At 73.7% G+C, this 18,921-nt stretch carries 15 protein-coding genes; 9 read left to right on the forward strand and 6 right to left on the reverse strand.

Annotated features, from left to right (window positions below; translation table 11 throughout):
* The first annotated feature begins 1 nt into the window (after position 1).
* On the forward strand, positions 2-982 hold the full coding sequence (locus AB0J46_RS16345; RefSeq protein WP_364331933.1) for a terpene synthase family protein: 981 nt from the start codon (positions 2-4) through the stop codon (positions 980-982).
* 18 nt (positions 983-1,000) lie between these two features.
* Here AB0J46_RS16345 and AB0J46_RS16350 read toward each other — a convergent pair whose 3' ends face one another.
* On the reverse strand, positions 1,001-1,966 hold the full coding sequence (locus tag AB0J46_RS16350) for a DUF5937 family protein (protein WP_364331936.1): 966 nt from the start codon (positions 1,964-1,966) through the stop codon (positions 1,001-1,003).
* A 58-nt stretch (positions 1,967-2,024) separates the two neighbouring features.
* Here AB0J46_RS16350 and AB0J46_RS16355 point away from each other — a divergent pair, with 58 nt between their 5' ends.
* The 5 genes from AB0J46_RS16355 to AB0J46_RS16375 all read left to right on the forward strand — a co-directional run bounded on the left by AB0J46_RS16355 (position 2,025) and on the right by AB0J46_RS16375 (position 9,781).
* Complete coding sequence (locus tag AB0J46_RS16355) at positions 2,025-3,218, forward strand: MFS transporter (RefSeq protein WP_364331939.1); 1,194 nt, start codon at positions 2,025-2,027, stop codon at positions 3,216-3,218.
* A gap of 116 nt (positions 3,219-3,334) precedes the next feature.
* Complete coding sequence (locus AB0J46_RS16360) at positions 3,335-5,215, forward strand: sensor histidine kinase (protein ID WP_364331942.1); 1,881 nt, start codon at positions 3,335-3,337, stop codon at positions 5,213-5,215.
* A gap of 49 nt (positions 5,216-5,264) precedes the next feature.
* Positions 5,265-6,743, forward strand: coding sequence for a BTAD domain-containing putative transcriptional regulator (locus AB0J46_RS16365; RefSeq protein WP_364331945.1), 1,479 nt, complete (start codon positions 5,265-5,267; stop codon positions 6,741-6,743).
* Between the two features lie 32 nt (positions 6,744-6,775).
* The gene (locus AB0J46_RS16370; protein ID WP_364331948.1) at positions 6,776-8,548 is read left to right on the forward strand and encodes an NAD+ synthase; all 1,773 of its coding nucleotides are present in this window, start codon (positions 6,776-6,778) and stop codon (positions 8,546-8,548) included.
* 129 nt (positions 8,549-8,677) lie between these two features.
* Positions 8,678-9,781 (forward strand): DNA alkylation repair protein, encoded by a 1,104-nt coding sequence (locus tag AB0J46_RS16375; RefSeq protein WP_364331951.1) that lies wholly within the window; start codon positions 8,678-8,680, stop codon positions 9,779-9,781.
* A gap of 70 nt (positions 9,782-9,851) precedes the next feature.
* Here AB0J46_RS16375 and AB0J46_RS16380 read toward each other — a convergent pair whose 3' ends face one another.
* The 3 genes from AB0J46_RS16380 to AB0J46_RS16390 form a co-directional block, all read right to left on the reverse strand.
* Complete coding sequence (locus AB0J46_RS16380) at positions 9,852-10,469, reverse strand: TetR/AcrR family transcriptional regulator (RefSeq protein WP_364331954.1); 618 nt, start codon at positions 10,467-10,469, stop codon at positions 9,852-9,854.
* Between the two features lie 7 nt (positions 10,470-10,476).
* On the reverse strand, positions 10,477-12,018 hold the full coding sequence (locus tag AB0J46_RS16385; protein WP_364331957.1) for an MFS transporter: 1,542 nt from the start codon (positions 12,016-12,018) through the stop codon (positions 10,477-10,479).
* Between the two features lie 231 nt (positions 12,019-12,249).
* On the reverse strand, positions 12,250-13,476 hold the full coding sequence (locus tag AB0J46_RS16390) for an MFS transporter (protein WP_364331960.1): 1,227 nt from the start codon (positions 13,474-13,476) through the stop codon (positions 12,250-12,252).
* A gap of 134 nt (positions 13,477-13,610) precedes the next feature.
* Here AB0J46_RS16390 and panB point away from each other — a divergent pair, with 134 nt between their 5' ends.
* Positions 13,611-14,450 (forward strand): 3-methyl-2-oxobutanoate hydroxymethyltransferase, encoded by an 840-nt coding sequence (gene panB, locus AB0J46_RS16395; protein ID WP_364331963.1) that lies wholly within the window; start codon positions 13,611-13,613, stop codon positions 14,448-14,450.
* Positions 14,451-14,520: 70 nt separating this feature from the next.
* On the opposite strand, the gene AB0J46_RS16400 is transcribed toward panB, so the two are convergent.
* A complete protein-coding gene (locus AB0J46_RS16400) occupies positions 14,521-15,456 on the reverse strand; it encodes a serine/threonine dehydratase (RefSeq protein ID WP_364331966.1) in 936 nt (311 codons plus the stop codon).
* A gap of 47 nt (positions 15,457-15,503) precedes the next feature.
* A complete protein-coding gene (locus tag AB0J46_RS16405; protein ID WP_364331969.1) occupies positions 15,504-16,676 on the reverse strand; it encodes an aminotransferase class I/II-fold pyridoxal phosphate-dependent enzyme in 1,173 nt (390 codons plus the stop codon).
* A gap of 60 nt (positions 16,677-16,736) precedes the next feature.
* On the opposite strand from AB0J46_RS16405, the gene AB0J46_RS16410 reads away from it, so the two are divergent.
* Complete coding sequence (locus tag AB0J46_RS16410; protein ID WP_364331972.1) at positions 16,737-18,173, forward strand: PLP-dependent aminotransferase family protein; 1,437 nt, start codon at positions 16,737-16,739, stop codon at positions 18,171-18,173.
* Between the two features lie 13 nt (positions 18,174-18,186).
* The gene (locus tag AB0J46_RS16415) at positions 18,187-18,876 is read left to right on the forward strand and encodes an alpha/beta hydrolase (protein WP_358294246.1); all 690 of its coding nucleotides are present in this window, start codon (positions 18,187-18,189) and stop codon (positions 18,874-18,876) included.
* Positions 18,877-18,921: the final 45 nt, after the last annotated feature.

Here is an 18,921-nt window from a genome sequence, read left to right on the forward strand (position 1 = left end):
CGTGAGCACCACCGTGTTCGCCACGGTGCGCACCGCGCTCCGCTCGGTCCTGCACTGGAAGCCGATGTTGCCGCTGCCGCGCAAGGGCGGCTCGCCCGCGCTGGCGCTGCTGCCGCTCGTCGAGCGGGTGCCGGCGATGGCGGCGCCCTGCCGGATGCACCCGGCCGTGTACGCCATCGAGGCCGCGGTCATCGACTGGGCCAGGCGGACGGGCCTGCGCGCCGACGCCGGGGTGGGCTTCCACCGGATGGCCGGGCGCGCGTTCGCCGAGTTCGACGCGGCCGCGGCGGCGCTGTTCGCCCAGTGGCTGACCTGGCTGTTCCATCTCGACGACGAGCTGGACGAGGGGTCGTGCCCGCTGGACATCTTCGGCGGCATGCTGAAGGGCGCGGCCCGGCACCCGCTGGAGGCGGCCTTCGCCGACCTGTGGCGGGTGACCAGCGCGCGGATGAGCGACCAGTGGCGGGCCCGCTTCGCGGTCAACCTGCGCCGCCAGGCCGACGCGTGCCGCACCGAGGCCGACAACCGGGCGGCCGGGCGCATGCCGACGCTGGAGGAGTACCCGGCGCTGCGCAGGGGCACCGTGGGCCCCTACCTGTACGACCTGGTGGAGCCGTGCCTGCGGGTCGAGGTGCCGGCCTGGGTGGTCCAGTGCGACCCGTGGCGGGAGCTGGTGGACGCCTGCAGCGACGTCACGGCCTGGTGCAACGACGTGGCCTCGCGGCCCAAGGAGCGCGGCGACGTGCACAATCTGGTCGTGCTGGCGGTCCGGCAGCTCGGGCTGGGCGAGCGCGAGGCCGTGGCGTGGGTGCTCGACCGGATCGCCGGGCGCTGCCAGGACATGAACCGGGCGGCCAGGCGGCTGCCGCTCGACGACCTCCCGCCCAAGGCGGCCAGGGACGTCAGCAAGGTCGCCTGCGCCTACCTGGCCGCGCCGCGCGCCCACCTGGACTGGCTGCTGGAGTCATCCCGGTACGCCTGAGGCTGATCAGGGAACCGATCAGGGGGAGGCGCCGGCGAGCATGTCGCCGGCCGCCGTCCGGCGGTAGACGACCTGCTTGCCGAGGCGCAGGCCCACCGCCAGCCCGCCGTCGCTGAGCACCCCGAGGTGCTGGCTGACCGCGCCCGGGGTGAGCGACATCCGGGCGGCCAGCGCCGAGGTGGTGCTCGGCTCGGCCAGCGCGAGCAGGATCTGCGCCCGGCTGCGGCCGATGAGCGCGGCCAGCGCTCCGGGGGCGGGCGGCGGGCCCTGCTCCCACAGCGTGCCGACGCCGAGCACCGGATAGACGAGCATCGACTGGTACGGAGCCGACATCACGGCCACCGACGGCCAGTAGAACGCGCTCGGCACCAGCAGCAGCCCGTCGCCGTGCAGGCCGCCCGCGTGGCACCAGGGCCGGTCGATGAGCAGCCGCTCCCCCGTCCACTCCACGGCCGGGCCGAGCCCGGCGAACAGCTCCCTGGCCCCGCCCTGGGCGAGCTGGCGGGAGCGGCGCAGCACGTCGCGTTCGAGCAGCCCGTAGACGCGCGGCCAGAACTCCTCGAAACAGGCCCGCCAGTACGTCTCCAGCGCCCCCGCCACCCGCGCCACGCCGGCCGCCGGGTCCGCCATGAACCGGTCGAGCAGCGCCCGGTCGGTGCCCGCGATGGTCGCGGCCTCCGTGCGGGCGCGTTCCGGCGGCGTGCCGCGGACCTGCTCCAGCTCGGCGGCGAAGTCGGGCAGCGGCGTCTGCGGCGGCGGGGTGATGAAGTCGGCCAGGTAGCCGGTCGGCGGCACCAGCGCGAACAGCTCGTCGAGGTCGAGCCCGGCCAGCCGGGGGCGCACGGCCTTGACCCAGGGCAGGTGGATCGACTGCCTGGAGGGGTCCTGGAGGGTGCGCAGGCTCGCGACCAGCTCCCACATGGGCGAGAACGCGAACCGGATGCGCGCGACGTCCTCCGGCTTGAGGTCCCAGGTGACGGCCATGGTTTTAGTGTGCACTAAATCGATGGCGCCTCGGCCGTCCAGACCTGACCCTTGGTCCGTGTCTAGCACCGCTGTTGAGAAGCCTTCCTTCCTCCGCTCCCAGGTCGGCGGACTGCCGCGGCCCTTCTGGGCCCTGTGGAGCGGCACCCTCGTCAACCGCCTGGGCACCCTGGTCATGCCGTTCACCGGCGTGTACCTGACCCACTCCCGCGGCATGTCGGTGACCGCCGTGGGCCTGGTCATGGGCGTCTACGGCGCGGGCTCGCTGCTGTCGCAGATCCTCGCCGGCGTGCTCACCGACCGGATCGGGCGCCGGGTCACGCTGGCGGGCGGCATGCTGGCCACCGCCGCCACCATGCTGGCGCTGGGTTACAGCACCTCGCTGCCGGCGATCGTCGCCTCCATGTTCGTGCTCGGGCTGGTGATCGACATCTACCGGCCGGCGTCCAGCGCCCTGGTGGCCGACCTGGTGTCGCCGTCGGAGCGGGCCCGCGCGTACGGGTTGCTGTTCTGGGCGATCAACCTGGGTTACGCGGTCGGCATGACGGCCGGCGGCTGGCTGGCCAGCGTCGGGTTCGCCTGGTTGTTCTGGATCGACGCGGCCTCGTGCCTGGTCTTCGCCGCGCTGGTGTGGCGGGCGGTGCCGGAGACCCGGCCGCCGGCGCGCGAGTCGTCCGGGGGGTTCGGCGTCGTGCTGCGCGACCGGCTGATGGTGGCCTTCACGCTGGTGGTGCTCGGCAACGCGCTGGTCTACCTGCAGACCGTGACCATGCTGCCGGTCGCGATGACGTCGGTGGTGAAGCTGACGCCGGGGCAGTTCGGCCTGGCCATGGCGCTGAACGGGGTGCTGATCGTCGTCGTGCAGCCGCTGGTCTCCGGCTGGCTCGGGCGCAGGGACCCCTCCCGCACGTTCGCGCTCGGGCTCGCGGTCATGGGGGCCGGGTTCGCGCTGACGGCCTTCGTCACCACGACGTTCTGGCTGGCCGTCACGATCGCGGTGTGGACCGTCGGCGAGATCATCACCGCGGGCATCTCCGGGACGATCGTGGCCGCGCTGGCCCCCGAGCACCTGCGGGGACGGTACTCGGGGCTGTTCGGCTTCGCCTGGTCGCTGGCCTCGGTGCTGGCGCCGCTGATGGGCGGCCCGCTGCTCGCGGCCGGGCCGAAGACGCTGTGGTTCGCCGTGGGCGGCGTCGCGCTGGTCTCGGCGGCCGGCATGCTGGCCCTCGGCCCGGCGATCCGGCGGCGCTGACGCCGGCCTGAGGTCCGGGGCGGCGCTCCACGGAATCCGCCGCCGTTGAGAGAATTTTGATCGGATGTTGGCCGGTTCCCGATAATTTCCTGCCGATCACGGAAGGAAATGGTGGGATGCGCCACGCACTCTGGGCGCGCCGGGTGGTGACGAGGCTGGCCACGCCCCGCGTCGCGATCGGGATCGCCACGTTCGCCGTCGTGCTGGAGCTGGCCGACATCTGGGTGACCGCCCAGCTGCCGCCGTCGCCGTACACGCCGCTGCCGTTCGCGCCGGAGGACATGGCGGGCACGGCCTTCCCGGTCTTCGGCGCGATCCTCGTGCACAGCAGGCCGCGGCTGGTCATCGGCTGGCTGCTGTGCCTGGGCGGGGCGAGCGCGGCGGCCAACATCCTGTCGGCCAACCTCTACCAGCTGCTCGACGGACGGCCGGGGCCGCGCTGGCCGGTCGTCAACCTGACCTGGAACGTCTGCGAGCTGACCCTCGGCGTCCTGCTGCCGCTGCTGTACCCGGTGGGCAGGCTGCTGTCGCGGCGCTGGCGGGCGGTGATCGCGCTGGCCGTGGCCGGGCAGGCGCTGGACTGGGCCGGGCTGCTGACCGGCCGGCCGGAGCTGCGCGAGGCCGGGCACGGCACGCTGTCGGCGAGCATGGTGCTGGCCTTCGCCTCGCTGGTCGTGCGCTTCCGGCGCGGCGACGCGGTCGAGCGGCGGCAGCTCCTGTGGCTGCTGGTGGCCCTGCCGGGCCTGCTGGTGCCCTGGATGCTCGGCGCGGACGTCTGGTGGGTGGCCTCGCTGGCCATCCCGCTGATCCCGGCCGCCATCGCCGTGGCGGTGCTGCGCTACCGGCTGTTCGGCATCGACACGCTGATCAGCAGGGCGCTGGTGGGCACCGGCCTGGCCATCGTGATCACCCTCGTGTACGTGGCGGTCAGCGCGGCGCTCAGCCTGTTCCTGTCGGAGGTGGACCGGATCGCCGGGATCCCGGCGGCCCTGTTCGCCGGGGCGTTCTTCCAGCCGATGCGCCGCGGCCTGCAGCGCGGCGTGGACCGCCTGCTGTACGGCAGCACCGGCGTCCCCGGCACGCTGGCCCGGCGGCTGCGGCACCGGCTCCAGCACACCGACCCGGTGCACGGCCTGCTGGCCACGCTCGACGTGCTGCGCGAGGGCCTGTCGGTGACCGGCGTGGCGGTCGAGGCCGACGGCGCGGTGACCACGTCCGGCGTGGTGGGCGCGGCGGCCAGGACGGTCCCGCTGGTGTGGCACGGCGAGCCGGTCGGGCTGCTGCTGATCGGGCCGACGGACCGGCGCAGGTTCCCCGCGGCCCACGACGAGCGGGTGATCGCCACGATCACGCCGTACATCGCCGACGCCGCGCACGCCGTACGGCTGACGGCGGCGTTGCAGCGCTCGCGCGAGCGCATCCTGACCGCGCGGGAGGAGGAACGGCGGCGGCTGCGCCGCGACCTGCACGACGGGCTCGGCCAGTCGCTCACCGGCATGGCCATGTCGATCAACGCCGCCCGGCTGACCATGCACAGCGACCCCGAGCAGGCCGACCGGCTGCTGGCCGGGCTGCGCGCCGGCATGGACGCCGTGACCGGCGACATCCGGCAGCTCGTCTACGGCCTGCGCCCGCCCGCCCTGGACGAGCTGGGCCTGGCCGGCGCGATCGAGGAGCTGGCCGGGACGCCGATCGAGACGTCGGGCGAGCTGACCGGCCTGCCCGCCGCGGTCGAGGTCGCGGCCTACCGCATCGTGCAGGAGGCGCTCACCAACGCCCGCAAGCACGCCAGTGCCTCGCGGATCACGGTGGCGCTGCGCCGCGACGACCGGCTGCGCGTCACGGTCGGCGACGACGGGATCGGCCTGCCGCCGGACGCGCGGCCCGGCGTCGGCCTGGGCTCGATGCGCGAACGGGCCGCCGAGCTCGGGGGCACCTGCGCCGTACGAGCGGGACCGGGAGGTGGCACGGTTGTCCACGCCGAACTCCCCCTGTGACAATTCGCCATATCCCCGGACGTGTTCTCCCTCTACGCTTACCCCTGACATGCTGACATTCACCGCACTGGGACCGTTCCACGCCTGGAGCGACGGCGTCCCCCTCGACCTCGGCGGCCAGCGGCAGCGGGCGGTGCTCGCCCGTCTGCTCGTGGCGGGCGGCCGGGCCGTGCCCGTGCACACCCTCATCGACGAGCTGTGGCCGGGCGATCCGCCCGCGCAGGCCCTGTCCACCATCCAGGGCTACGTCTCCCGGCTGCGGCGCGCGCTGGAGCCCGGCCGCGCGCCGCGCGAGGAGGCCGAGGTGCTGGTCTCGGCCGCGCCCGGCTACGCGCTGCGCGCCGCGCCCGAGCAGGTGGACTCGTGGCGGTTCGAGGGCCTGGTGAAGACCGAGGGGCCGCCGCCGCAGGTATGGGCGGCCATGGACAGCGCGCTCGGGTTGTGGCGCGGGCCGGCGCTGGCCGAGTTCGCCGAGCTGACGTGGGCGGCGACCGAGGCGGGCCGGCTGGAGGAGCTGCGGCTGATCGCGGTCGAGCGGCGCGCCGACGCCGGTCTCGCGCTCGGCCGGGCCACCTCCCTGGTGGCCGACCTGGAGGCGCACGCCTCGGCCCATCCGCTGCGCGAGGAGGCGTGGCGGCTGCTGGCCCTCGCGCTGTACCGGATGGGCCGCCAGGGTGACGCGCTGGCCGCGCTGCGCCGGGCCCGCACGGTGTGGCGGGACGAGCTCGGGCTCGACCTGTCGGCCGGGCTGCGCCGGCTGGAGGCCGACATGCTGGCCCAGCGGCTGGAGGAGCCGCCGCCCCCGCCGTCCCCGGCGCCGTCGTCCCCCGCGCCGGCCGCGGCCGCCGACGAGCGGGTGCTGCGCGTGCTGGTGGCCGACGACCAGGCGCTCGTCCGGGCGGGGCTGCGCGCCATGCTCGACAGCGAGGACGGCGTCGCGCTGGCCGGCGAGGCCGCCAACGGCGAGGAGGCCATCGCGGGCGTGCGCGCGCACCGGCCGGACGTCGTGCTGCTGGACATCCAGATGCCGCACCTGGACGGCCTGGCCGCCGCCCGCCGGATCCTGGCCGGGGAACGCCCGCCCAAGGTCGTCATGATGACGACGTTCGGCAGCGACGAGAACCTGTACGCGGCGCTGCGCGCGGGCGTGAGCGGCTTCGTGCTGAAGACCTCGGCCCCCGAGCAGTTCCTGGCCGCCATCAGGGCGGCCGCCGTCGGGGACGCGCTCATCGACCCGGCGGTCACCACCCGGCTGATCTCGGCGTTCGCCGGCCGCACCGACCCGGCCTCGCCGCCGGCGCTGGCCGGGCTCTCCGACGCCCGGCTCGACGTGCTCAAACTCGTCGCGCGCGGGCTGACCAACCGGCAGATCGGCCAGACGCTCGCGCTGCCCGAGGACGAGGTGTCGGTGCTGGTGAAGTCGCTGCTGGACCACCTGGGGCTGTTCGACCGGGCGCAGCTGGTGATGGCGGCCTACGAGTCCGGATTGGTCACTCCTGGCGACATGGGCCACTTTTCGTCGCTTTGACGATAAAAATCGGGTCGTACTAGGCTAATGACGTGGCACAACTGCGCATAGCCCTGGCACAGACGAACCCGACCGTCGGCGACCTTGCCGCCAACGCCGAGCGGCTGGTCGCGTGGACCCGTGACGCCGCCGAGCGGGGCGCTCACCTCGTCGTCTTCACCGAGATGTTCCTCACCGGCTATCCCGTCGAGGACCTGGTGCTGCGCACGTCCTTCGTGGACGCCAGCATCAGGACCCTGGAGGAGGTGGCGCGCAGGCTCGACCGCGAGGGACTGGGCGACCTCCCCGTGGTCGTCGGCTACGTCGACCGCGCCGGCCTGGCCCCCCGCGTGGGGCAGCCCAAGGGCGCGCCGCTGGACGCGGCCGCGCTGCTGCACAAGGGCGAGGTCGTCACCCGCACGGCCAAGCACCACCTGCCCAACTACGGCGTGTTCGACGAGTACCGCTACTTCGTGCGCGGCGACCGGTTGCCGATCTTCCGGCTGCACGGCGTGGACGTGGCGATCGCGGTCTGCGAGGACCTCTGGCAGGAGGGCGGGCCGGTGTCCGTCGTCGGCCAGGCGGGCGCCGGGCTGCTGGTGGTGCCGAACGCCTCGCCGTACGAGAAGGAGAAGGACGACGTACGGCTGGAGCTGTGCGCCCGCAGGGCGCGCGAGGCCGGCTGCGCGCTCGCCTACGTCAACCAGGTCGGCGGCCAGGACGAGCTGGTCTTCGACGGCGACTCGATCGTCGTGGACGGCTCGGGCGAGCTGGTCGCGCGGGCCGGCCAGTTCCGCGAGGAGCTGCTGGTCGTGGACCTCGACCTGCCGGTCGCCGACGCCGAGCCCGGGACGTTCCCCTACGACGCCCTCGACGGCACCACGATCACCGTGGAGCGCCGGGTGCTCTCGCAGGAGCCCGTGGCGCCCTACCCGGCGGCGCCCGCCCCCGTCGCCGAGCGGCTCGACCTGCCCGCCGAGGTGTACTCGGCCCTGGTGCTCGCGGTCCGCGACTACGTGGCCAAGAACGGCTTCCAGTCGGTCATCCTGGGCCTGTCCGGCGGCATCGACTCGGCCCTGACGGCGGCCATCGCCTCCGACGCGATCGGCCCGTCCAGGGTCCACGTCGTGCTCATGCCCTCGCGCTACTCCTCCGACCACTCGCTGGCCGACGCCGAGGACCTGGTGGCCAGGCAGGGCATCAACTCCAGGATCGCGCCGATCGCCGAGATCGTCACGGCCTTCGAGAAGGAGATCGAGCTGTCCGGCCTGGCCGCGGAGAACCTCCAGGCCAGGGTGCGCGGCATGATCCTCATGGGCCTGTCGAACGAGCACGGCCACCTGGTGCTCACCACCGGCAACAAGAGCGAGCTGGCGACCGGCTACTCCACCCTCTACGGCGACTCGGCCGGCGGCTTCGCCCCGATCAAGGACGTGCCGAAGACGATGGTGTGGGAGCTGTCCAGGTGGCGCAACGCGCACACCTGCGAGGGCTTCCTGATGGCCGTCGAGCAGCCGATCCCGGAGAACTCGATCACCAAGGAGCCCAGCGCCGAGCTCCGTCCCGACCAGCGCGACACCGACTCGCTGCCGCCGTACGAGGTGCTGGACCGGCTGCTGGACGACTACGTGGAGAAGGACATGGGCTCGCAGGAGCTCATCGCGGCCGGGCACGACCCGGCGCTGGTCACGCGGGTGATCAGGCTGGTGGACCTGGCGGAGTACAAGCGCCGCCAGTACCCGCCGGGCCCGAAGATCACGCCGAAGAACTTCGGGCGCGACCGCCGTCTGCCCATCACCAACCGGTGGCGGGAGACGACCGGCTGACCCACCGCCCTCGTCCACCCGCGGGCTGATGGGCTGCCCCTTCCTCCGCAAGACGACCGGCAGGCTCGCCCGCCCCCGCCACTCCGGAGGGGCGGGCGGATTGTCGGTCGTGGGTGGCAGGGTGGGCGCGTGGCACAACCGCTCAAAGACCTGATCAACGCCCGGTCCGTCTCGGTGCTGGCCGGCGGCATGGCCGCCGTGTGGCCGTCGTTCCCGCGCGCCCGGTTCACCGAGCACGCCCTGGCCGGGCTCGGCCCGCTGGAGCTGAAGGGCCGCGTCAGGCACGTCTCCGCGGCCCTGCACGACGCCCTCCCGCTGCCCTATCCGCGGGCCGCCGAGCTGGTGCGGGCCTGCGCCGCGCGCGGGGAGCTCGACCTGTGGAGCGGCTGGCCGCTCACCGACCACACCGCCGTCCACGGGCTCGGCCACCTGGAGGCGGCGATGGCCACGCTGGCGGCGCTCACGCCGTACTCGACGGGCGAGTTCGCCGTGCGTCCCTACCTCGACCGCCACCGCGACGACGCCCTCAAGATCATGTACGGCTGGGCCGAGTCCCCCGACGAGCACCTGCGCCGCCTGGCCTCCGAAGGCTCCCGGCCGCGCCTGCCGTGGGCGCCGCGGGTCGGCTGGCTGATGACGCCCGGCCCCACCCTGCCCCTGCTCGACCTGCTGCGCGACGACCCGAGCGAATACGTCCGCCGCTCGGTCGCCAACCACGTCAACGACCTGGCCAAGGACCACCCCGACGCGGCGCTCGCCGTGCTGGCCCGCTGGCGGGCGGACGGCGGCTCGCACGTCGAGCGGGTCGTCCGCCACGCGGTGCGCGGGCTGCTGCGGTCCGGGCATCCCGAGGCGCTCGCGCTGCTGGGCGCCACGCCGGGCAGCGGCTCGGCGCGGGCGCTCACCCTGGAGTCCGACACGGTCGCCGTCGGCGGCAGCCTGACCTTCACCGTCACGGTCACGGCGGGCGCGCCCGGCCCGCTGGTGCTCAAGTACGCCGTCCGCCGGGCAGGCTCGCGCCGCGTCTTCCACCTGGGCGAACGCTCGGCCACCGCCGAGGGGGCGGCGTTCACGCTGCGCAAGAGCCATTCCTTCCGCCCGGTCACCACCCGCAACGAGCCGCCCGGCCCGCGCGAGCTCGACGTCATCGTCAACGGCCGCGTGGCCGCCACCGTGCCCTTCACCCTGACCAGCGCCCCCGGCCCGGCGGCGCAGGGCATGGCGCGGCAGTAGGGCACAGGCCCGCGGAACGACGAACGGAGGCCGTCCCGAGGGGCGGGCCTCCGTGGCGGGTGTGGGCGGCTCAGGGCTCGGCGCGGTCTCCGGCCAGCCCGAGCAGGACCATGTCGACCACCCGTTCGGCCAGGTCGGCCGGGAGGTCGCCGGCCGGACCCCACTTGGACTGCCACATCATCGTGCCGGAGAACAGGGCCATCACCAGGTCGACGTCGAGGTCTGGCCGGAGCTCACCGGTGGCGACGCCGCGCTCGACCACCGAGCGCAGCGCCTCCCTGCGCGGCTCGACGGCCCGCTTCACGAAGCGCTCCATCAGCCGGGGATAACGATCGGCCTCGCTCATCGCGATGTTCATCACGCACCGGGTGCGGGCCTGGCCCGCCTCCCGGCGCATCGCGTCGAGCAGGACGATCAGGTCGTCGCGCACGGAGATGCCGGACAGCGGCGGGAGCGGCGCCTTCAGCGTGGACAGGGCGTCGACGACCAGGTCCTCCTTGTTGGACCAGCGCCGGTAGATCGTGGTCTTGCCGACGCCCGCCCGCGCCGCGATGGCCTCGATCGACAGCTCCGACACCCCCATGCCCTCGCCGATCAGGTCGAGGGTCGCGTCGATGATCGCCTTCTCGGCCTTCTCGCTGCGCGGACGGCCCGCCGGGCGGGCAGTCCCTGAATCCTGGATCGTCATCGCGGCCTCACACTACCGCTGGTTCCTTCTGTTCCGCCTGCTGGACCGGGCGCGCCTTGCCCGGCATCCACTTGGCCACCACCGCGACGCCCACCAGGCCGATCACGGCCGACACCATCGCCGTGACGTGCATGCCGTCGACGAAGGCGGCGAAGGCGGGCTTGATCAGCGCATGGCCGCGCTCGCCGAGCTTCCCGGCGAACTCCATCGTCGCCATGATCGACTCACCGGCGGCGTGCGGGGCGCCGGCCGGGAGCGCCGAGGCGATCTCGCCGCGGTAGCTGCTGGACAGGACCGAGCCGAGCACGGCCACGCCGAGCGCGCCGGCGACCTGGCGGACGGTGTTGCTCATGGCCGAGCCCACACCGGCCTTCTCCCTGGGCAGCGCCTCCATGATGGCGGTGGTCGCGGGCGGCATGATGTTCGCCATCGCCGCGCCCTGGACGAAGAAGATGATCTCGATCAGCACCACGGGCGTGTCGACGTCCATCAACGCGTAGCTGCCCAGCGCCGCGGTCACCACGAGCATGCTGACCGTGGCCGACAGCTTGGCGCCGAAGAGCTGGTTCACCCGCTGGCTGAGCGGCGCGAAGATGAGCTGCGCGGCGGCGAACGGGATCATCAGGGCCCCCGCCTGGATCGGGCTGAAGCCCAGCACGATCTGCAGGTAGAAGGTCAGGAAGAACATCCCGCCCATCATCGCGAAGAAGACCAGGCCCATCATGCCGATGGCCGAGCTGAACCGTACGTTGCTGAAGTTGCGCACGTCGAACACCGGGTTGTCGATGCGACGCTCCCACCACACGAACACGCCCAGCACGAGCAGGCCGGCCACCGTCGGGACGATCACCTCGGCGCTGGCCAGGGTGCCCTGGTCGCCGCCGCGGATGATGCCGTAGACCAGCGCGACCAGACCGATGATCGACAGCAGCACGCCCACCGGGTCGAGCCTGGACGGCTTCGGGTCACGCGACTCGGGCACGAAGGCCGCGATGAGGAACATGCTGATCACCACGATCGGCACGTTGATCAGGAAGACCGAGCCCCACCAGAAGTGCTCGATGAGCAGGCCGCCGGTGATCGGGCCGATCGCCACCGCGAGCCCCACGCCGCCGGCCCAGATGCCGATCGCCTTGCCACGCTCGCCGGGCGGGAACACGTTGGAGATGATCGCCAGCGTGGCCGGCATGATCGCCGCGCCGCCGATGCCCATCGCCGCCCTGGCGAGGATCAGCTGCATCGGGTCCTGGGAGTAGGCGCTGGCCAGCGAGGCCAGGCCGAACAGCGCCATGCCGATGAACAACATGCGCTTGCGGCCGGTGCGGTCGCCGATCACGCCGAAGGTGAACAGCAGCCCGGCGAACACCAGCGTGTAGGAGTTGATCGCCCACTCCAGCTGGCCCTGCGTCGCGCCCAAGCCGGCATGGGGGTCGGCGATGGTCTTCATCGCCACGTTGAGGATCGTGTTGTCCAGCACGACCGCCAGGAGGCTGAACACCAGCACTCCCAGGATGCCCCACCTGCGTGGATGCCCCGCGTTCTGATCCATGAGAACGTCCCTTAATTTCGATACGACCAAGTTTCGCAACGACACCGTATCGCAAGGTATTCCGATACGCAACGGTCTCGTTTCGTAACTTTCGCCTGACGGGCGGAGTGCGCACGGGGAAACAAACGGGAAACCCCGTTCACCCGCCCGCGCAGGCCGTCACAAGGCCCTGCGGACACCACTGACAGGCCCCCCGGCCCGAACGGCCGGCAGGCTGGAACCACCGCCGGATCAGCTCTTGATCGCCGCCGGAGGCAGCACGTGCTCCTTGGCCTCGACCGGCGTGCCGGCGACCGGCGGACGCCGCCGCCACAGCGGCAGCGCGACCACCACCATGACCACCCCGACCAGCCCCGCCACCACGAACGCCCACGTCGGCCCGCTGCCGTCGATGATCGCCCCGGCGATCGGCGAGGACGCGGCACCGCCGATGAGCAGGGCCGTGCCGTGCAGGCCCATCGCCTCGCCCCTGGCCGCGGCGGGCACCCAGCGGCTGAGCACGTCGACGGTGGAGGACAGCGCCGGGGCGCACAGCAGACCGGCGGGCAGCATCGCCAGGATCAGCCACCGCCAGTCGGCCCCGGCCAGGCCCACGGGGATGGTCAGCAGGCCCATGCCCGCGATGAGCACCAGGGGCGAGAAGCCGCGCGACAGCCCGCCGTAGACGAAGCCCCCGACCAGCGAGTAGAGGCACCAGATCGCCACGGCGAGGCCCACCCACTGCGTCTCGCCCGCGGTGTTGATGGTGGCCACCAGCCCGAGCTCGGTCGCGGTGAGGATGAACGTGGCCGCCGCCGTGGTGCCGAGCAGCGCGACGAAGCCCGGCGTGAGCCACTGCCGCCGCGGCACCTTCACCACCGGCTCCTCCAGCTCGACGGCCGACCGGGTGGGCGGGTTGAACACGATCAGGCCGAGGCCCGCGGCCGTGATGCCGACGCCGATGAGGGCCAGCGTGGTCGTGCTGCCCAGCGTGGTGATGCCGGCCGCGGCGAGCGCGGGACCGGTCATGTACGACAGCTCGACCAGCATCGAGTCGAGCGTGAACCCGGTGCGCCGCTGCTCCGGCGGCACCAGCGCGGCCAGCGACTGCCTGGTCACGCTGAACACCGGCAGGTTGAGCAGGCCCGCCACGGCCGCCGCGACGGCGAGGGCGGGCAGCGGCAGCGCCCACGCGCACGACCAGAACACCGCCTGGGCCAGGGTGGTGACGACGAGCACGGGACGCACCCCGTGGCGGTCGACGAACCGGCCCGACAGCGGCGAGCCGACGGCCATGCCGACCGTGCTGGCCATCGTCACCACGCCGGCCTCGACGTAGCCGAGGCGCAGCCCGAAGACCACGTGGAGGGTGAGCGCCATTCCCATGGCGGTGGCCGGGACGCGCGCGAGCATCCCCACCAGGAGCAGAGTGCGGACGCCGGGCAGCCGGAAGAGCCTGCGGTATTGGTCGAGAGCCATGGTGTGTCGTTTACCTCCGCGTCGATTGTGTCAAGAGGCACCGACAGTTTCGCCACTGGATTTCCCCTCATGACATCATCGAAGGAGTCCGGGGACGTCACTGGGACGCCTCGAGACGTTTCTGGAGGTAGTCCATGTCATCTACCACGTCTTCCACCACGCTGTACGGCGGCGCGTCGGGCCGCCGGGTCACCGTCCGCGACCTCGCGGCGGCCAAGGAGCGCGGAGAGCGGTGGCCCATGGTCACCGCCTACGACGCGATGACGGCCCGGGTGTTCGACCAGGCGGGCGTGCCCGTGCTGCTGGTCGGCGACTCCGCGGCCATGGTCGTCTACGGCTTCGACTCCACTCTCCCGGTCACCCTCGACCACCTGGTGCCGCTCACCGCGGCCGTAGTGCGGGGGTCGTCGCGGGCGCTCGTCGTGGCGGACCTGCCGTTCGGGTCGTACCAGGGGTCGCCGCAGCAGGCGCTGGAGTCGGCGGCCAGGTTCATGAAGGAGGCGGGGGCGCACGCGGTCAAGCTGGAGGGCGGCCGGCGGGTGCTGCCGCAGGTCGAGGCGCTGGTGTCGGCGGGCGTGCCGGTCATGGCGCACCTCGGGCTCACGCCGCAGTCGGTCAACACGCTCGGCGGCTACCGGGTGCAGGGGCGCGGCCAGTCGGGCGACGAGCTCATGGCCGACGCCAAGGACCTGGAGCGGGCCGGGGCGTTCGCGGTGGTGCTGGAGTGCGTGCCGGCCGATCTGGCCCACCGGGTGACCACGTCGCTGTCGATCCCCACGGTCGGCATCGGGGCAGGGCCGTCCACGGACGCGCAGGTCCTGGTGTGGCAGGACATGATGGGGCTGACGCCGCGCCCGGCCAAGTTCGTCAAGCGCTACTTCGACCTGGCCTCGGAGATGGACCGCGCGGTGCGGGCCTTCGCCGACGAGGTGACCTCGGGGGCCTTCCCGGCCCCCGAGCACACCTACTGCTGACCGCGAGCGCCTTCCCCCGCCCCGGAAAGGCCCCGGGCGCGTTCCCGCGCCCCGCACTTCCGGGACGGGCTCACCCCGCCGCGCCGGAGAGCGTGGCGGGGTCGGTGTTGGAGCCGCAGACCACGACGGCCACCCGCTCACCCGCCGCGGGCCGGTAGGCCCCCGACAGCAGCGCCGCGTACGCCGCCGCGCCCGCGGGCTCGGCCACCAGCCGGTGCCGCTCCCACAACGTCCGCCGGGCCGCCACGATCGCGTCGTCGTCCACCAGGACGCTGTCCACCCCGGCCCCCGACAACACCTCGAACGCCAGCCCGCCGAGCTGCGTGGCGCCGAGCGCGTCGGCCGCCACGCCGCCCACCTGCACCGGCACCGGACGGCCGGCGCGCAGCGCCTCGTGCAGCGTGGGGATGGCGTACGGCTCCACCGCCACGATCCGCGGCGCGTCTCCCCCGGCCCTGGCCCCCAGGGTGATCCCGCCGGCGAGCCCGCCGCCGCCCACGGCCACCACCACCGTGTCCACGCCCCCGGTCTGCTCCATGATCTCCAGCCCGGCCGTGCCCTGCCCGGCCAGCACCTCGGCCTGGTCGTAGGCGTGCACGGCCAGCGCGCCCGTCTCGGCGGCGCGCTTGGCGGCGGCCTCGGCGGCCTCGGAGTAGATCGCCCCGGTCTGGGTGGTGTGCGCGCCGAGCGCCTTGAGCCCGGCCACCTTCACCGGGCTCGTCACCTCCGGCACGAAGATCTCGGCCCGCACGCCGAGCGCCCTGGCGGCGTGGGCGACGGCCAATCCGTGGTTGCCGCCGCTGGCCGCGATGACCCCGGCGGCGGGCAACGGGCCGGCCGACAGGATGCGGTTGAAGGCCCCCCGCACCTTGAAGGAGCCCGAGTGCTGCAGCAACTCCAGCTTCAGTGACAGGCCCGGCGAGATCTCCAGGACGGGCGTGCGCAGCACGTGCCCTTCGATCCGGCCGGCCGCGTCGAGGACGTCCTGGTAAGTGACGGTGGTCACGGCTCTCCTTCGGTCGTGCGCCCGCGATCAGCGGGCATGAGCCGACGCTATCCGAGCGCCTGGGCCACGTCTGCCCACAGGTCCTCGGGATGCTCGATGCCCACGGCCACGCGCACCATGCCCTCGCTCACGCCGTGCCTGGCCAGGTCCTCGGGGCCGAGGAAGCGGTGGGAGGTGGTGGCGGGCTGCATGACGCGGGTCTCGACGCCGCCGAGCGAGGGGGCGATGCGCGCCAGCCGTACGGACCGCATGAACGCCTCCCCCGCCGCCCGCCCGCCGGCCAGCTCGAAGGAGAACACGCCGCCGAAGGCGGGCAGCAACTTGGCGGCCAGCTCGTACGACGGATGCGCGGGCAGCCCCGGCCAGTGGACGGCCGACACGGCGGGGTGGTCGGCGATCCGCCGGGCCAGGAGGTCGGCGTTGGCGCAGTGGCGTTCCATGCGCAGCGGCAGCGTCTGGATCCCGCGCAGCGTCAGCCAGGCCGTGAAGGGCGCGGCCGCGGCCCCCAGTTCGGTGGCGAAGTGCCAGACCCTGCCGTACAGGTCGGGGTCGGCGAAGACGGCGACGCCGCCGATCACGTCGCCGTGGCCGGACAGGTACTTGGTGGCGGAGTGCACGACGACGTCGGCGCCGTGCTCAAGGGGGCGGCAGAGCACGGGCGTGGCGAAGGTGTTGTCCACCATCGACAGGACGCCCAGCTCGCGGGCCGTGGCGCACATCGCGGGCAGGTCGGCGACCAGCCCCATCGGGTTGCTGATGGTCTCCAGGTAGACCAGCCGCGTCTCGGGCCGGACGGCGGCGCGCAGCGCGGCGGGGTCGTGCTCGGGGACGTGGGTGACGGCGATGCCGAACCTGCCGGCCAGGTCGTTGAGCATCGTGGCGGTGCCGCCGTACAGGGAGCGCTGGGCGATGAGGTGGTCGCCGGGCTTGAGCAGGGCGAGCAGCACGGTGTTGATCGCGCCCATGCCGGAGGCGGCGGCCAGCGCGGCGGCGCCGCCCTCCAGGCCGGACACCGCCAGCTCCAGGGCGCGCACGGTGGGGTTGGTGTCGCGGCCGTAGACGAAGGCGTCGTCGGGACGGGTCATCGCCGCGCCCATCAGCTCGGGGTCGTCGAAGGCGAACCCGGCGCTCTGGTAGATGGGCATGCCGATCGGCCGGCTGCCCTCGACCGGGGGCTGCGGCAGGTGGACGGCACGCGTCTCAGGGCGAAAATCACTCATGTCATCGAATATCCCCCGGATTGGTGCCCGAGTGCAGAGCCAATACCGGAGAATTGGTCCATGAATAGAGCCAATCCCGATGACCTCGTCCACCTGCTGGGCCGGTGGGCCTCCGGGCGCGGGCCGCTCTACCTCTTGCTCGCCGCCCGGCTGCGGGCGCTCGTGGACGACGGCGTGCTGCCGCCCGGCGAACGGCTGCCGCCCGACCGGGTGCTGGCCGACCGGCTCGCGGTCGGCCGCGGCACGGTGGTCGCCGCGTACGAGCTGCTCCAGCAGGAGGGCCGGGTGACGCGCCGCCAGGGCAGCGGCACCCGCGTCGCGCCGGGCGACCCGCCGGCCACCAGGACGGCCGACGGCGTGGCGGCCAACCCGCTGATGCTGAACCTCCTGCACGCCTCCGACGGCGTGCGGCTGCTGACCTGCGCGGCGCCGGACGACCCGCCGCCGGCGCTGTTCGAGGCGTACCAGGAGGCGGGGGCGCGGGTGGCGGGCCTGCGCGACCTGGGCTACCACCCGGCGGGCGACCCCGCGCTCCGCGAGGCGCTGGCGGGCTACTACGGCGCGCGCGGCCTGCCCACCACGGCGGACCAGATCATGGTGACGACGGGCGCGCAGCAGGCGCTCACGCTGCTGGCCGGGCTGCTGGTGGCGCCGGGCGACACCGTGCTGACCGAGTCGCCCACGTACCCGGGCGCGCTGGAGGTGTTCCGGCACGCGGCGGCCGTCGTCAAGCCCGTCGACCTGGGTGACGACCAGGCACGGCGGGCCGTGCGCGAGCGGCCGGCGCTGCTCTACGGCGTGCCCACCGCGCGCAACCCCGACGGCGCGGTCATGGACGACCCGGGCCGCAGGCGGCTGGCCGCCCTGGCCGCCGGGCACGACGTGCCACTGATCGACGACGAGGTCTGCGCCGAGCTGTGCTTCTCGGGCGGGACGCCGGCGCCGGTGGCCGCCTTCGGCGGCGGGGATCGGGTCGTCACCGTCGGCTCGCTGAGCAAGCTGGTGTGGGGCGGCCTGCGGGTGGGCTGGATCCGCGCGGCGGCCCCGCTGGTCTCGCGGCTGTCCAGGTTGCGGGCCGTGCACGATCTCGGCGGCGAGGTCTTCAGCCAGCTCGCCGCCGTCGCGCTGCTGCGCCGCCTCGACGAGGTGCGCGAGGCCCGCGTGCGCGCCCTGCGCCGGCGGCACGACCACCTGTGCGCCGAGCTGCGGGCGCGCCTGCCGTCCTGGACGCTCGAACCGGCCCGGGGCGGCCAGACCGTCTGGGTGCGCCTGCCGCGCGGCGACGCCGGCTCCTTCGCCCAGGTGGCGCTCCGGCACGGCGTCGCGGTGCCGCCGGGCGGCTCCTTCGACCCGCTGGGCGGCCACGCCGCCCACCTGCGCCTGCACTTCCTGTTCCCCGAGGAGGAGCTGTCGCGGGCGGTGTGCGATCTCGCGGCGGCCTGGGCGGCCTACGACGGCGCCGGGAAACCCGTCTCCCGGCACGTCCTCGTCGTCTGACAGGGTGGGGGCCATGGAAACGACCTTCGTGCTGGTGCACAGCCCTTCCGTCGGGCCCTCGACGTGGGCTCCGGTGGCCGAGTCGCTGGGGCGGCGCGGCCGGGCGGCCGTCGTCCCCGACCTGACCGGCGTGTCCGCCGGCGGGGCGCCGTACTGGCCGCGCGTGGTCGCGGCGGTGCGCGCGGCCGTGCCCTCCGACGGGCCGCTGGTGCTGGTGGCGCACAGCAACGCCGGGTTCTTCGTGCCGGTGATCAAGGAGGGGCTGGGCGACCGGGTGGTGGCCTGCGTGTTCGCCGACGCGCACGTGCCGCCGTCCCAGGGGCTGGTCAGGACGGCCGAGGAGGGCTTCCTGCCGTTCCTGCGCGGCCTGGCGGGCCCCGACGGCGTGCTGCCGCGCTGGACCGACTGGTGGGACGAGGAGGACATCGTGGCCATGCTCCCCGACCCCGCCCAGCGGCTGCTGGTCACGGGCGAGCAGCCGCGACTGCCCCTCGACTACTACACGCAGCCCGTCCCCGTGCCCGCGGGCTGGGACGCGGTCAGGTGCTCGTGCCTGTGGTTCGGGCCGCCGTACGAGGAGGTGGCCCGCGACGCGGCCGGGCGCGGCTGGCCGGTGACCCGGCTGCCCGGCCTCCACCTGCACCAGGTGATCGACCCCGAGGGGGTCACGGACGCGCTGCTGAAGCTGTCCAGGAAGTCGTGAATTCTTCACTGTCGGCCCCCTGACCTGTCCGGCCATAGTCGGACA

It is taken from the genome of Nonomuraea sp. NPDC049758, from assembly GCF_040674635.1.
In the GTDB taxonomy this organism is placed as follows: Bacteria; Actinomycetota; Actinomycetes; order Streptosporangiales; family Streptosporangiaceae; genus Nonomuraea.

What these genes read in the sequence shown, in the direction of transcription:
- AB0J46_RS16350 (WP_364331936.1), bottom strand. Translation starts at nt 1,966, where the DNA reads ATGGCCGTCACCTGGGACCTCAAGCCGGAGGACGTCGCGCGCATCCGG.
- AB0J46_RS16360 (WP_364331942.1), top strand. Translation starts at nt 3,335, where the DNA reads ATGCGCCACGCACTCTGGGCGCGCCGGGTGGTGACGAGGCTGGCCACG.
- AB0J46_RS16365 (WP_364331945.1), top strand. Translation starts at nt 5,265, where the DNA reads ATGCTGACATTCACCGCACTGGGACCGTTCCACGCCTGGAGCGACGGC.
- AB0J46_RS16380 (WP_364331954.1), bottom strand. Translation starts at nt 10,469, where the DNA reads ATGACGATCCAGGATTCAGGGACTGCCCGCCCGGCGGGCCGTCCGCGC.
- AB0J46_RS16385 (WP_364331957.1), bottom strand. Translation starts at nt 12,018, where the DNA reads ATGGATCAGAACGCGGGGCATCCACGCAGGTGGGGCATCCTGGGAGTG.
- AB0J46_RS16390 (WP_364331960.1), bottom strand. Translation starts at nt 13,476, where the DNA reads ATGGCTCTCGACCAATACCGCAGGCTCTTCCGGCTGCCCGGCGTCCGC.
- panB (WP_364331963.1), top strand. Translation starts at nt 13,611, where the DNA reads ATGTCATCTACCACGTCTTCCACCACGCTGTACGGCGGCGCGTCGGGC.
- AB0J46_RS16405 (WP_364331969.1), bottom strand. Translation starts at nt 16,676, where the DNA reads ATGAGTGATTTTCGCCCTGAGACGCGTGCCGTCCACCTGCCGCAGCCC.
- AB0J46_RS16410 (WP_364331972.1), top strand. Translation starts at nt 16,737, where the DNA reads ATGAATAGAGCCAATCCCGATGACCTCGTCCACCTGCTGGGCCGGTGG.
- AB0J46_RS16415 (WP_358294246.1), top strand. Translation starts at nt 18,187, where the DNA reads ATGGAAACGACCTTCGTGCTGGTGCACAGCCCTTCCGTCGGGCCCTCG.